This is a genomic window from Limnohabitans sp. YIMB22184 (assembly GCF_048020265.1).
Taxonomy (GTDB): Bacteria; Pseudomonadota; Gammaproteobacteria; order Burkholderiales; family Burkholderiaceae_C; genus Limnohabitans_A.
Genome location: NZ_CP171843.1, coordinates 3,032,739 through 3,045,943, shown reverse-complemented (window position 1 = coordinate 3,045,943; position 13,205 = coordinate 3,032,739). Strand labels below are relative to the sequence as shown.

Sequence of the window (13,205 nt, the reverse complement as noted above, 5' to 3'; positions counted from 1 at the left end):
CAAATTAGTCACGCATGTTCGGTCATGGCCCACAAGGCAGGCGCCTTGGCCCGCGAATAGACCCACAGTATGCCGGGGTATTGCCGAAAAACCCGAGGCATTTCACGGCCATTGCCACCCCCCCTGCATCCGGGACGGGCCTGACCCAAACTGCGGCTTGTCTTTCATTACCCACCCATGTTCAACCCCGCCCGTTTTTTACCGCCCCACAAGCTTGGGGACTGCCCTGTGCTGAGCCCGCTGACCGAACAGCTTTCGGCCACCGTCAAAGCCCAGCTGGGCCAGCGCGTGCGGGCCATGACCGGGGCCACGGGGGATGCGCGGGACTTTCTGCAGCCTGCGGGCGACCCGGGCCTGTTCGGGCCCGATTCGGCCGCCTGGCAGGTGCATGCGCACTTTGTGGCCATGATGACCGGGGGTTTGTCGTCGCTGATGCTGCAGGCCCTGCACCCCCGGGCACTGGCCGCCGTTTGGGACCACTCCAGTTTTCGCACCCAGTTGCAGGCGCGGCTGGGGCGCACCGCCTTGTTTGTGGCCACCACCACCTATGGCGGCACGGCCGCCGCCTTGCAGACCATCGAGCGGGTCAACCGCATTCACGCGCAGATTCGCGGCACGCTGCCCGACGGAACGCCCTATGCGGCCAACGACCCGGAGCTGATCCGCTGGGTGCACCTGGGCGAGACCACCAGTTTTTTGCGGGCTTACCAGGATCTGTCGCTGCAGCCCTTGGCCACAGACAGGCAAGACCTGTACTTTGCCGAAATGGCGCAAATCGGCGAGCGCCTGGGCGCCCACGACCTGCCCCTGACGAGGCACCAGGCTCTGACACAGCTGCAGGCTTACCGCCCGGAGCTGCGGGTGGACGAGCGCACGCGGGAAACGATTGCTCTGATCGAGCACTACCCGTGTGCGCCGCTGGACCGGCCCTTGATCGGTCTGATCGTTCGAGCCGCTTTCCAGATGCTGCCCGACTGGGCGCTGGACATGCTGGGGCGCGAACGCAGCTGCCCGCTGGAACAAGCCGCGGTGCGCACCGCCTTGCAAGGCATGGGCGCATCGCTGGCCTGGGCCTTTGCCGACACGGGTGTGGCCGCCCGTGCCCGCCAACGCATGACGCCAGGTTTCAAGGCTGCTGAATCGTCTCCAAATACATGAGCAAAGACACGATGCGGTTGCGCGCCGACCATTCGGCGGTGCGGGGCGAGTCGCTGGGTTGGGTCATGGCGCGGGCCTTGAACTCGTTGCCCCACACCGGCATCTCACGCGAACCGTGCGGACCGGTGTCTCCTGACCAGCGGCCGTCGATCACCTCCCACATCAACTCCTGCGGAAACTTGCCGCCGTTGCGCTGCGCAATCCGCGTCAGATCGGACGGTGGCTTGACCAGAAACGATTGCACCGGGCCATCGCCCTTGCCCGATGCGCCGTGGCAGCTGGCGCAGTTGTCCTTGTAATCCACGCGGCCCAGGCTGACCGACGTCTGCGCCCACGACGTGGCCGTGACGCTGAGGATGCTGGCGATCACGCATCGGCAAATGGTCTGTGTGTTCATCTTGGCTCCTGTTGTTTTGCAAAAGCCTCATCATCGGGACCCAGGCCCGCAAGGTCTGTGCGTTGGCACGCCCAAACGGGTACCGTCTATCGGCCAGGGCCTACCGTCTACCCTGCGGCGCTTACCGGTTAAGCGGTAATCAGTTCAGCGTGCCGCCGCTGATGGCGACGTCACCCAGCCCTTGCTGCCGATGCGCCACCAACAAGGCCAGGGCCTGCTGCACCCCTGCCACCTGCACAGCGGCGGGCCAGCTGGGCAAGCTTGGCCCAGGCCACTGGGCGGCTTGCTCGGGCAACAGCGGTAAGTGCATGAAACCGCTATGCACGCCCAGCCCTGCCAGCCTGTGCTGCAGGGCATAAAACACCTGGTTGCAGACAAAGGTGCCCGCCGTTTGCGACACCGAGGCCGGAAAACCCGCCGCCTTCAAACCCGCCACCAAAGACTTGATGGGCAAGGTGCTGAAGTAGGCTGCCGGTCCCCCCGCAATCACCGGCACATCGATGGGCTGGGCCCCTGCGTTGTCGGGGATGCGGGCGTCCATGACATTGATGGCCACGCGCTCGACCGAAAAATCACAGCGCCCCTCAGCCTGGCCCAGCGCCAGCACGATGTCGGGGCGGTGCGGTGCCAGGGCTTGTTGCAAAGCGGGCAGCGCCTGCGCAAACACGCAAGGCAACTGCACTGCCGTGACCTGCGCCCCAGCGATCACCGCACCCCGCAAGGCACGGGCCACCTCCCAGGACGGGTTGAGGCTTTGCCCACCAAAGGGCTCGAAACCCGTGACCAGGACACGCATGAACGCCAGGCCTTTCAGGCGTTGAAGATCGACACGGTTTTGGTGTTGAGGTAAGCCTCCAGCGCCTCGGGGCCGCCTTCGGAGCCATAACCGGAATCCTTCATGCCACCAAAAGGCAGCTCGGGCCAGGGCGCAGCGGGCTGGTTGACCCAGAGCATGCCCACGTCCAGGCGCTGGCTGAGCTGGTGCATGGTTTTCATGGAGTTGGTGAAAGCGTAACCGGCCAGGCCAAAGGGCAGGCGGTTGGCTTCGGCAATCGCGTCTTCGATCTTCTCGAAACTGCGGATCGCGGCGATCGGGCCAAAGGGCTCGTTGACCACCACATCGGCATCGAGCGGCACATGCGAGAGCACCGTGGGCGCAAAGAAGTTCCCTTGTGTGCCGATGCGTTCACCACCCGTGAGCACCTTGGCACCTTTGGCGCGGGCGTCCTGCACGATGGCCTGCATGGCGGCCAGGCGGCGCTCGTTGGCCAGCGGCCCCATCTGCGTGCCTGCGGCCAGGCCGTCGCCCACCTGCAGGGCCTGCGCCTGCGCGGCAAACTGCTCGGCAAAGGCGTCGGCAATGCTGTGGTGCACCAAAAAGCGGGTGGGCGAGATGCAGACCTGGCCCGCGTTGCGGAACTTGGCCGCACCGGCCGTCTTCAGGGCCAGCGCGATGTCGGCGTCTTCGGCCAGGATGACCGGGGCGTGGCCACCCAGCTCCATGGTCACGCGCTTCATGTGCTGGCCCGCCAGGGCCGACAACTGCTTGCCCACGGGCGTGGAGCCGGTGAAAGTAATCTTGCGGATCAGCGGGTGCGCGATCAGGTAGTTCGAGATCTCGGCGGGGGTGCCGTAGACCAAGCCGATGACGCCAGCGGGCACGCCTGCATCATGGAAAGCGCGGATCAGCTCGGCGGGCGCTGCAGGCGTTTCTTCGGGCGCTTTGACAATGATGGAGCAGCCGGTGGCCAAAGCGGCAGACATCTTGCGCACGGCCTGGTTGATGGGGAAGTTCCAGGGCGTGAAGGCGGCCACAGGGCCCACGGGCAACTTGAGGACTTGCTGCTGCACCTGGATGTTGCGTGGCGGCACGATGCGGCCATACACGCGGCGGCCTTCTTCGGCAAACCACTCGATGATGTCGGCCGCCGACATGGCCTCGATCTTGGCTTCGGCCAAGGGTTTGCCTTGTTCTTGGGTGAGCAACTCGGCAATTTGCGGGGCGCGTTCGCGCATCAGCGCAGCGGCCTTGCGCATGATCGCGCTGCGCTCGTTGGCGGGGGTGTCACGCCACAACTCGAAACCCTTTTGCGCGGCTTGCGCAGCCCGCTCCAGGTCGGGGATGCCGGCATGGGCCAGGCGGCCGATTTCAGTGCCGGTGGCAGGGTTGAACACCGGCAGGGTGCGGCCGCCTTCGGCATCGCACCATTGGCCGTTGATGAAGAGTTGGGTGTGGGGGTAAGTCATAAGGCGTCCAGTGGGCAAACAAACAAAAAAGCCATTGTGGCGGGAAACCGGGCGCGTGCCGTCAACACTGTGACACGGCACGGAATGAAGGGTCATGCACCTTGCAGGGCAAGCGAGAGGTGCTCGATCAGCACATTCACCCGGTGCGGGATGTAGCGGTTGCTGGGCAAGACGGCGTAAATGCCCAAGGGTGGGGCCTCAAAGTCCTGCAGGATTTCGACCACTTCGCCGCTTTGCAAAAAAGGCTCGGCAATGAAGTCGGGCTGCAGGGTGATGCCCATGCCCTGTGCGGTGGCCTGCACCAGGGCCAGTCCGTTGTTGGCCTGGATGCGGCCACGCACCGCAAAGGACTGCAACTGGCCTTGAACGCGGTAGGGCCAGCTCGCCCCCTTGGGGCTCATCGAATAAACCAGGCACTCGTGGTGGCGCAATTCTTCAGGGTGGCGCAAGGTGCCGTGCTCAGACAGGTAGGCGGGCGAGGCCAGCGTCAGCAATCGGCAATGCCCCAGGCTGCGCACAATGTCGCCGGGCTGCAGATCGGCGGTGATGCGGATCGACAGGTCAATGCCCTCTTCGATCAGGTTGGCCCGCTGGTCCGAAAAGTCCATCAACAGCTCAATGTGCGGTTGCGCTTGGGCAAACTGCAGCAGAGCGGGCATGAGCCGCTGCAGGCCAAAACTCAGAGGCAGGCCCAGGCGAATGCGTCCGCGCGGCACGGCTTTTTCTTCGTCCAGGCTGGACTCGGCGGCGTCCACCATGTTCAGAATGACACGGCACTTTTCGAGGTAGGCCGCGCCTGCGGGCGTGAGGGTCAGGCTGCGGGTGCTGCGCGTGATGAGCTTGACGCGCAGGTGCTTTTCCAGCGCCGCGATCTGGCGCGTGATCACCGAACGGGCCACCTGCAGCTGGTCGGCCACGGCGGTGAATGTGCCCGCTTCGGCCACACGCACAAAGATTTGCATTGCATCGAGCTTGTCCATTGTTGCTGATTCTGCAACAAGACAGGGTGGTCCCAAACCAAGCGGTAAACTGAATGAAAAATATCGGAGATCGGCCCCATGAAACTGCACTACATCGCCAACCAGCACGTCGCCCCCGCATCGGGCCAAGACATCCCGGTCATCGACCCGTCTACCGGCGAGCCATTTGACGCCATCGCCCGAGGCAACGCGGCCGACATCGACCGCGCCGTGCACGCCGCGCGCGACGCCTTCCAAGGCGACTGGGGCCGCCTGAGCGCCACCGAGCGCGGGCGCCTGTTGCAACGCCTGGCCCAGCACATGCTGGCGCACATCGACGAGCTGGCCGCCATCGAGTCACGCGACTGCGGCAAACCCACCACCCTGGCGCGTGGCGATGTCACGGCCGTGGCCCGTTATTTCGAGTTCTATGCCGGGGCTGCCGACAAGCTGATGGGCGAGACCATCCCCTTCTACAACGGCCACACCGTGTTCACCCTGCGCGAACCGTTTGGCGTGACAGGCCATGTGATCCCGTGGAACTACCCGCTGCAGATTTTTGGCCGCAGCGTAGCGGCCTCGCTGGCGGTGGGCAATGCCTGCGTGGTCAAGCCCGCCGAAGACGCCTGCCTGTCGATCATGCGTGTGGCCGAGATGGCGGCCGAGGTGGGCTTTCCGGCCGGGGCGCTGAACATCGTCACCGGCTACGGCCACGAAGCGGGTGACCTGCTCGTGCGCCACCCGGGCGTGGACCATGTGTCGTTCACCGGCTCGCCCCGCGTGGGCCAGCTGGTGGTGCAAGCTGCGGCCGAGCACCATGCGCCCGTGACGCTGGAGCTGGGCGGCAAGTCGCCACAGATCATTTTTGGTGATGCCGACATGGACGCCATGACCACGGTGGTGACCAACGCCATCGTGCAAAACGCGGGCCAGACCTGCTCGGCCGGCAGCCGCGCACTGGTGCACCGCCCGGTGTACGAAGCGGTGGTCGAGCGCCTGGCGAAAGCCTTTGCCGCCACCCGCACCGGCCCGGCCGCGATGGACCTGAGCTGCGGCCCGCTGATCCGCGAGTCGCAGATGCAGCGCGTGCGCAGCTTCGTGGAGCTGGCCAAGAGCGATGGCCTGCCGATCGCCGCGCAAGGCCAGCTGGTGCCCGAAGCGCCAAAAGGGGGCTTTTACCAGGTGCCTACGCTGATCCGCGACGTGCCGATCGAACACCGCATCGCGCAAGAAGAAATCTTCGGCCCGGTGCTGGCCATCAGCCCCTTTGACGACGAAGACCACGCCATCGAACTGGCCAACGGCACGGAATACGGCCTGGCCGCTGCCTTGTGGACGCAAGACGGCGGACGCCAGCTGCGCATGGCGCGTCGCCTGCAAAGCGGTCAGGTCTTCGTCAACAACTACGGCGCGGGCGGCGGCATCGAGTTGCCGTTTGGCGGCGTCAAGGCCAGTGGCCATGGCCGCGAAAAAGGCTTTGAAGCGCTGTACAGCTTCACCACGCTCAAGACCGTCACCATCAAACACGGCTGAACGCCGCTGGAGCCTCACATGCAAAACCCCCGCATCGGCATGATCGGCCTGGGCCTGATGGGCCTGGGCATCGCCACCAACATCGTCAAAAAAGGCTTCGCGCTCACCGCCATGGAGCACCCGGGCAACCAGCCGCTGGGTGACCTGATCGCCGCAGGTGCAAGCACCGCGCCGACCGCCCAAGCCGTGGCCCAAGCCAGCGACATCGTCATCCTGTGCGTCAACGGCTCGGCGCAGGTCGAGGCCATCCTAGCGGGCGACACCGGCCTGCTGGCGGGCTTGCGCGCAGGCATGACGGTGATCGACTGCTCCACCAGCATCCCCGCGTCCACCCAGCAGGTGGCGGCCACGCTGGCCCAGCAGGGCGTGCGCTTCATGGACGCGGCCATGACCCGCACCCCCAACGAAGCCATGCAAGGCCGCCTGAACCTGCTGATCGGTGGGGACGCGGCGCTGCTCGAAGAAGTGCGCCCCCTGCTGTCCACCTTTGCCGAAAACATCGTGCATGCCGGTGGCGTGAGCGCTGGCCACAGCATGAAGCTGCTGCACAACTTCGTCTCGCTCGGCTCGGTCACGCTGCTGGCAGAAGCGGCGGCCTGCGCACGCCGCTCGGGCATCGACGACGCGGTGTTTGTCGAGGTGCTGGAAAAAGGCGGTGGCTGGGGTGCGGCGCTGGAGCGCCTCAAGCCCTACCTGCTGCGCGGCGAAACTTCGGGCCTGCGTTTTTCGATGGCCAACGCCCTCAAGGATCTGGGCTACTACGCCGACATGGCGCACGAGACTGGTTCGCATGACGCCGCAGCCAAAGCCATGCAGGCCACGCTGGCTGCGGCCTGCCAGGCGGTCGATCCGCAAACCCTGCTGCCAGAGCTGGTGGGCCAGCTGGCCAAGGGCGCACTCAAGGCCTGAGGCCGCCCCCCCGCGCCCACATGTTCATGGTGGGAGCGAGCCCACGCTCGCGAACGCATGCCCCGGCCACTGCAACCGTTCGACCGCAGGGGCAGCCTCCTACAAACACCGGCATTCCGCGCAGGGACAGCCCCCTACTGATTACCCACCCAAAGCTGTTCTGCCCTTCAATTGTTGCAGTCGGTGCAACAAGCATTTGTAGATTTGCCACTTTTTATAATCGATTGAAGCGCCTAAAGTTCGATCCATCGGTGGCACCCAAGCCTGTTTTGGCGCCACCCCTTTAACCCGGACTTGTACCGAACTTTGTATTGCCCACCACCATGACCGCCCCACGCTCTGTCCTGTTTGTGCCCCACGGCTCCCCCATGTTTGCCCTGCATCCGGGTGCGGCGGGCGCGGCCATGACGCAGGTGGTGGCGCAGCTGGGCACGCCCCGCGCCATCGTGGTGGTCAGCCCGCACTGGGAAACGGCGGTGCCCACGGTCGGTTTTGCCACCCGACCCGAGACCATCCACGACTTTGGCGGCTTTGACCCGCGCCTGTACGAGATGCAATACCCCGCCACCGGCTGCCCCGAAGTGGCCGCCCAAGTGGTGACCGCCCTGCAAGCAGCTGGCCTGCCCGTGGCGCAAGACGCCCAGCGCGGCCTGGACCACGGCGCCTGGATTCCGCTGCGCCAGATGTTCCCCGACGCCGACGTGCCGGTGGTGCCCCTGTCGGTGCAAAGCCACCTGGGCCCCGAACACGCCTACCGCGTGGGCCAGGCGCTGGCCGGTCTGGCGCAGCAAGGCATTTTGGTGCTGGCCTCCGGCAACATCACGCACAACCTGCGCGACTTCATGGTGGTGCGCATGCAAGGCGGGGCCACACCCGCTTATGTGCAGACTTTTGCCGACTGGATCCACGCCCACATGACCGAGCGCGATGTGCCCGGCCTGTTGGCCTACCGCCAACAAGCGGCTGGCCAGCGTGCCCACCCCAGCGACGAGCACCTGCTGCCGCTGTTCACCGCCCTGGGCGCGGCGGGAGCCGATGCGCAACCCGAAGCATTTTTCCGGGGCATCAGTGACCACGTCATCGCCATGGACGGCTACGCCTTCCACTGAGCCGAACTTTTCAAGAGATTGCACCGCATGAACACGCACTACACCCGCACCGCCAAAAGCCTGCACTGGCTGATGGCACTGATGATTTTCGGCCTGCTGGCCCTGGGCTTTTACATGAGCGACCTGCCCCTGTCGCCCGAAAAGCTGCAGTACTACTCCTGGCACAAATGGGCCGGGGTCACGGTGTTCGCACTGGTCTGGCTGCGCCTGGCCTGGCGCATCACCCACCGCCCACCCGCACTGCCGGACAGCCTGTCGGCGCCCATGCAATGGGCAGCACACATTGGGCACTTTCTGCTTTATGCACTGATGATCGCCATCCCCTTGAGTGGCTGGTTGATGAGCTCGGCCAAAGGCTTTCAGACCATCTGGTTCGGCGTGCTGCCCATCCCCGACCTGATCGGCAAGGACAAGGCGCTGGGCGATCAACTGGCCCAGCTGCACTGGGCTTTGAATGTGGGCTTGCTGCTCTTGATCGCAGGCCATGCAGCGGCAGCGCTGTGGCACCACCTTGTGCACAAAGACGATACGCTGCGCCGCATGTTGCCGGCCCGCTGAAAGCCGAACGCCGAACGCTCAACGCCCATAAAAAAGGAACCCCATGAACACCGTTTTGAAATCCCTCCTGGCCCTGTCGGCCGCCGCGCTCGCCTCGCAAGTGCAAGCCGCGCCTTACCAATCCATCGTGCCTGCCAAAAGCAGCATCAATTTCCAGTTCAAACAGATGGGCGTGAGCGCCGATGGGCGCTTCAAAAAGTTCGCCGCGCAAGTCAACTTTGACCCGGCCAAGGCCGAACAAGGCAAAGCCAGTTTCGAGGTCGAACTGGCCAGCGTGGATACCGGATCGGGCGAAGCCGATCAGGAAGTCGTGACCAAGTCTTGGTTCAACACGGCCGCTTTCCCCAAAGCCCAGTTTGTGAGCAAACAGATCAAACAAACCGCGCCCAACCAATACGAAGTGCTCGGCACGCTGAGCATCAAGGGCCAAAGCCGAGAGGTGAAGTTTCCCCTCAAGCACACGCCCCAGGGCAAGGATGGCCTGCTGACAGGCGGCTTCACGCTCAAGCGTGCCGACTACAGCATTGGCGAAGGCATGTGGGCCAAGTTCGATGTGGTGGCCAACGACATCCAGGTCAACTTTTCGATCACCGCGTCCCAAGGCAAATAAGCCGCAAAACAGATCCAACGTTTCCGTTTCTCAACCTTTCTTTTTCAACAGGAGCTTTCTCATGACATCTTTCAAAAAACTCGCCGCCGCTTTGGCCTTCGCATCGGTGGCCGCAGGCTCGGCCCTGGCTGCACCCGTGACCTACAACGTGGATGGCTCACACACCTACCCACGCTTCTCGTACTCGCACTTCGGTCTGTCCACACAGCTGAGCAGCTTCAGCAACACCAGCGGCAAAGTGGTGTTTGACGCCGAAGCCAAGACCGGCTCGGTCGACATCACCATCGACATGAAGTCGGTCAACACCGGTTTTGCCGATTTCAACGGCCACATCCAGGGCGAAGACTTTTTGGACACCGCCAAGTTCCCCACCGCGACCTTCAAGTCGACCAAGGTGGTGTTTGAAGGCGACAAGCCCAAGGCCATCGAAGGCAACCTGACCATCAAAGGCGTGACCAAGCCCGTGACCCTGCAGGTAACCAACTTCCTGGCCATGCCCCACCCGATGATGAAAAAACCCGCTTTGGGCGCCAACGCGTTCACCACCATCAAGCGCACCGAGTTCAACGCCGGCAAATTCGCACCTTACGTGGGTGACGAGGTGCGCATCGACATCGCCATCGAAGCCGTCGCACCCTGAGCTTTTTGGCTCTGCCAGTCCAAGCCACCCCGGGCATCCCGGGGTGGCTTTTTTATTGCAACATCCACACCCATCCATCGGTATAGCACCTGAGGCAGAGGCGAATTGACCGTCCGATGCATGGCCGCAGGGACCTGGCTTTTCTAACATCGAAGCTCATTTCTTTCAATAGCCCGCCAGCCCATGCGACCTGACATACGCCCGCTCATGGGGCAGGGGTCGCGGCCCACTGTGGAGACCACGATGTCTTTGTTCAAAAAAATTCTGGTGCCCGTCGATGGCAGCCAGACCGCCAGCAAAGCGCTGGATTACGCGCTCAAACTGGCACAAGCCGACCAGGCAGAGTTGCGTCTGGTGTACTGCATCGACGAGTTGTCGTTGCTGAGCAACCACGAATACTCGGGTGAGATGGCACAACTGGCGCGGGAAAACGGCCATAAGGTATTGGAGAGCGGCATGGCGCTGGCCAGCACCGCCAAAGTGAAGGCCGACACACGGCTGATCGACCGTGTGGGGCAGCGCCTTGGCGAATCGGTGGCCGACGCCGCAGGCGAATGGGGCGCCGATCTGGTGGTGCTCGGCACCCATGGCCGGCGGGGCATTGGGCGGATGCTGCTCGGCAGCGGTGCCGAGCAGGTCATGCGCATGTCACCTGTGCCGGTGCTGATGGTGCGGGGTTTTGATTGACCCACGCATTTCGGGACTGAAGGTCAGTCGATCTTCGCGCCCGAAGCCTTGACCACCTGCGCCATGCGCACATAGTCGGCAGCCAGCAGCTTGCCAAAGTCGGCATTGCTCATGTCGCGCGGTTCGATGCCTTGCTTGTCCAAGCGCTCCAGGATCACCGGGTCCTTGAGCAACTTGCTGATGGCCGCGTGGATGCGGTTGGCCTGCTCTGCGGGCACGCCTGCGGGGCCGAGCAAACCAAACCACGAATCGAACTGATAACCCGGTAAACCACTTTCAGCAATCGTGGGCAAATCAGGCAGGTATTTGCTGCGCTTGGGCGAAGTCACGCCCAACAGACGGATGCGGCTGTCCTTGGCAAAGGCCAAAGCGCCGATGCTGGCAGCGATGACCGCTTGGGCACGGCCGGAGATGACTTCGTTGATGGCCTCGCCCGTGGCCTTGAGCGGCACATGCACCACATCGATGCCCGCCAGCCCGTTGAAGTAGGCCATGGACAAATGCGTGGCACTGCCCACGCCGGCTGTGGCGTAGTTCATCTTGCCGGGGTTGGCTTTGGCGTGGCGGATGTATTCGGCCGCTGTTTTGGCGGGCACATCGGGGTGCACCATGAGCACATAGCTGGCGCTGCCGATGTGGCCCAGGGGCGCAAAGTCTTTTTGCGGGTCGTAGGTCAGCTTGGTGTAGAGCGAGCCTGCAATGTTGTGGCTGGCCGCGGCCATGACCATGACCGACCCATCGGCTTCGGCGCGGGCGACATAAGCGTTGCCAATCGTGCCGCCCGCACCCGCGCGGTTTTCCACAATCACCGTTTGGCCCAAAGCCGCCCCCATTTCGACCGAGAACGAGCGGGCCAGGATGTCCTGCACGCCCCCAGGTGCAAAAGGCACCACGATGCGCACCGGTTTGGTGGATTGGGCCTGGGCCATGCCCACCGCCGACAGCAAAGCCGTGCCCAAGCTGGACGCCAAAAGTTCACGCCGTTGAATCATGTGTGTTTCCTTGAAAAGTTTTCCGTTCATTCAAAAAATCAGGCCACGCACACCCGGTCGGCCAGGCGGCGCATGAAGCGCTCGCACCAAGCCAGTTGTTCCAGCGTGACCCATTCGTTGGGCTGGTGCGCCTGCGCAATGTGGCCGGGGCCGCAGACGATGGTGGGCACACCCGCCTGGTGAAACAATGCAGCTTCCGTGCCAAACGACACCTTGCCCGCGCCGCTGGCCGGATCGACCTCGGCGCAGTCAAAGCACAGCTGCGCGATCTCGCTGTCGGCCGCCGTGGCAAAGCCGGGCAACACCGATTTGAGTTCGTGCGTGATGCCCGTGTCGGGTGCGACGGCCTGCATGGCGGGCACCAGGCTCTCGCCAAAGGCTTTGGCCCGCGCAAACAGCTCTTCGGGCGTGTTCATGTGGTGGTGGCGAATCTCCCAAATCACTTCGCATTGGCGCGGGATGATGTTGAGCGCCGTGCCACCAGCGATCACGCCGGTGTGGACGGTGGTGTGGGGCACGTCGTAGATTGGGTCGAACGGGCCGTTTTGCGCCAGTTCGCGGTGCATGCTTTTCAGGTGAGCAACAAACTCGCAAGCGATCTCGACCGCGTTCACGCCCAGCGGCGTGAGGGAAGAATGCGCCTCAAAACCGTGCACCGTGGTTTTGTAGGAGTGTTTGCCTTTGTGCGCGATCACCACCTGCATACCGGTGGGCTCGCCCACGATGCAGCCTGCAGGCTTGAAGCCCTGGGCCTGCATGTCGGCGATCATGCGGCGCACGCCGATGCAGCCCACTTCTTCGTCATAGCTGAAAGCCAAATGGATCGGGCGCTTGAGTTTTCTTTTCAACAACTCGGGCACCATCATCAGACAGATCGCGCCAAAACTCTTCATGTCGGTCACGCCGCGGCCGTACATCTTGTCGCCTTGAATCACGACCTTGAACGGGTCGGTGTCCCAGGGCTGGCCGTCGACTGGCACCACGTCGGTGTGGCCCGACAGCACCAGCCCGCCGATTTTGGTTTCGCCGTCGTGCGCGGGCAGGGTGGCCCAGAGGTTGGCTTTTTGGCCGCTGTCGTCATAGGTGCGACTGCAGGCAATGCCCAGATCTTTCAGGTAAGCCTCGGTCCAATCCAGCAAGGCCAGGTTGCTGTCGCGCGAGACAGTGGCAAAAGCGATCCATTTTTCAATCAGGGGCAGGGCGGCCAAGTCGGTGGCCTGGACCGAGGACAGGGCGGCGTGAGCAAGCGGGGCGTTCATGGGGGACTCCGTCGTAAAAGGGCGCCCATCGGGGCGCAGTTGATCTTACCGGGGCAGGCGCCCCCTCGCGTCACCTTGCCGACATGGGCTGGTCTGACCGCGCCGGGGAGTGGCCGCTAATTGAAGCAAAGACAGCCGCCGGGGCCG

General features: G+C 63.8%; 14 protein-coding genes. 8 read left to right on the top strand and 6 right to left on the bottom strand.

Features of this window, described 5'->3' with window-relative positions; all coding sequences use genetic code 11:
• Nucleotides 1-177 precede the first annotated feature (177 nt).
• Nucleotides 178-1,158: an oxygenase MpaB family protein gene (locus ACHEXL_RS14025; RefSeq protein WP_416560013.1), complete on the top strand. Its 981-nt coding sequence runs from the start codon at nucleotides 178-180 to the stop codon at nucleotides 1,156-1,158.
• Here ACHEXL_RS14025 and ACHEXL_RS14020 read toward each other — a convergent pair.
• From ACHEXL_RS14020 to ACHEXL_RS14005, 4 genes are all read right to left on the bottom strand, one after another.
• A complete protein-coding gene (locus ACHEXL_RS14020; RefSeq protein WP_416560012.1) occupies nucleotides 1,127-1,555 on the bottom strand; it encodes a c-type cytochrome in 429 nt (142 codons plus the stop codon). The two genes, ACHEXL_RS14025 and ACHEXL_RS14020, sit on opposite strands and share 32 nt — an antisense overlap.
• A 139-nt stretch (nucleotides 1,556-1,694) precedes the next feature.
• Nucleotides 1,695-2,351, bottom strand: a complete 657-nt coding sequence (gene pcp, locus ACHEXL_RS14015) for a pyroglutamyl-peptidase I (protein ID WP_416560011.1) — start codon at nucleotides 2,349-2,351, stop codon at nucleotides 1,695-1,697.
• A 14-nt stretch (nucleotides 2,352-2,365) separates the two neighbouring features.
• Complete coding sequence (locus ACHEXL_RS14010; RefSeq protein ID WP_416560010.1) at nucleotides 2,366-3,802, bottom strand: NAD-dependent succinate-semialdehyde dehydrogenase; 1,437 nt, start codon at nucleotides 3,800-3,802, stop codon at nucleotides 2,366-2,368.
• A 92-nt stretch (nucleotides 3,803-3,894) separates the two neighbouring features.
• Nucleotides 3,895-4,764: a LysR family transcriptional regulator gene (locus tag ACHEXL_RS14005; protein ID WP_416560009.1), complete on the bottom strand. Its 870-nt coding sequence runs from the start codon at nucleotides 4,762-4,764 to the stop codon at nucleotides 3,895-3,897.
• A 96-nt stretch (nucleotides 4,765-4,860) separates the two neighbouring features.
• On the opposite strand from ACHEXL_RS14005, the gene ACHEXL_RS14000 reads away from it, so the two are divergent.
• From ACHEXL_RS14000 to ACHEXL_RS13970, 7 genes are all read left to right on the top strand, one after another.
• Nucleotides 4,861-6,294, top strand: a complete 1,434-nt coding sequence (locus ACHEXL_RS14000; protein ID WP_416560008.1) for an aldehyde dehydrogenase family protein — start codon at nucleotides 4,861-4,863, stop codon at nucleotides 6,292-6,294.
• Nucleotides 6,295-6,312: 18 nt separating this feature from the next.
• A complete protein-coding gene (locus tag ACHEXL_RS13995) occupies nucleotides 6,313-7,203 on the top strand; it encodes an NAD(P)-dependent oxidoreductase (RefSeq protein WP_416560007.1) in 891 nt (296 codons plus the stop codon).
• Nucleotides 7,204-7,526: 323 nt separating this feature from the next.
• Nucleotides 7,527-8,312, top strand: coding sequence for a DODA-type extradiol aromatic ring-opening family dioxygenase (locus ACHEXL_RS13990; protein WP_416560006.1), 786 nt, complete (start codon nucleotides 7,527-7,529; stop codon nucleotides 8,310-8,312).
• 27 nt (nucleotides 8,313-8,339) lie between these two features.
• Nucleotides 8,340-8,870, top strand: a complete 531-nt coding sequence (locus tag ACHEXL_RS13985; RefSeq protein WP_416560005.1) for a cytochrome b — start codon at nucleotides 8,340-8,342, stop codon at nucleotides 8,868-8,870.
• Nucleotides 8,871-8,913: 43 nt separating this feature from the next.
• On the top strand, nucleotides 8,914-9,480 hold the full coding sequence (locus ACHEXL_RS13980; protein WP_416560004.1) for a YceI family protein: 567 nt from the start codon (nucleotides 8,914-8,916) through the stop codon (nucleotides 9,478-9,480).
• Between the two features lie 61 nt (nucleotides 9,481-9,541).
• Complete coding sequence (locus tag ACHEXL_RS13975; protein ID WP_416560003.1) at nucleotides 9,542-10,120, top strand: YceI family protein; 579 nt, start codon at nucleotides 9,542-9,544, stop codon at nucleotides 10,118-10,120.
• Between the two features lie 261 nt (nucleotides 10,121-10,381).
• Nucleotides 10,382-10,807 (top strand): universal stress protein, encoded by a 426-nt coding sequence (locus ACHEXL_RS13970; RefSeq protein ID WP_416561361.1) that lies wholly within the window; start codon nucleotides 10,382-10,384, stop codon nucleotides 10,805-10,807.
• A 23-nt stretch (nucleotides 10,808-10,830) separates the two neighbouring features.
• On the opposite strand, the gene ACHEXL_RS13965 is transcribed toward ACHEXL_RS13970, so the two are convergent.
• Together ACHEXL_RS13965 and argE are read right to left on the bottom strand one after the other, a co-directional pair.
• Nucleotides 10,831-11,799, bottom strand: a complete 969-nt coding sequence (locus tag ACHEXL_RS13965) for a tripartite tricarboxylate transporter substrate binding protein (RefSeq protein ID WP_416560002.1) — start codon at nucleotides 11,797-11,799, stop codon at nucleotides 10,831-10,833.
• Between the two features lie 38 nt (nucleotides 11,800-11,837).
• On the bottom strand, nucleotides 11,838-13,058 hold the full coding sequence (gene argE / locus ACHEXL_RS13960) for an acetylornithine deacetylase (RefSeq protein WP_416560001.1): 1,221 nt from the start codon (nucleotides 13,056-13,058) through the stop codon (nucleotides 11,838-11,840).
• Between the last annotated feature and the right edge of the window lie 147 nt (nucleotides 13,059-13,205).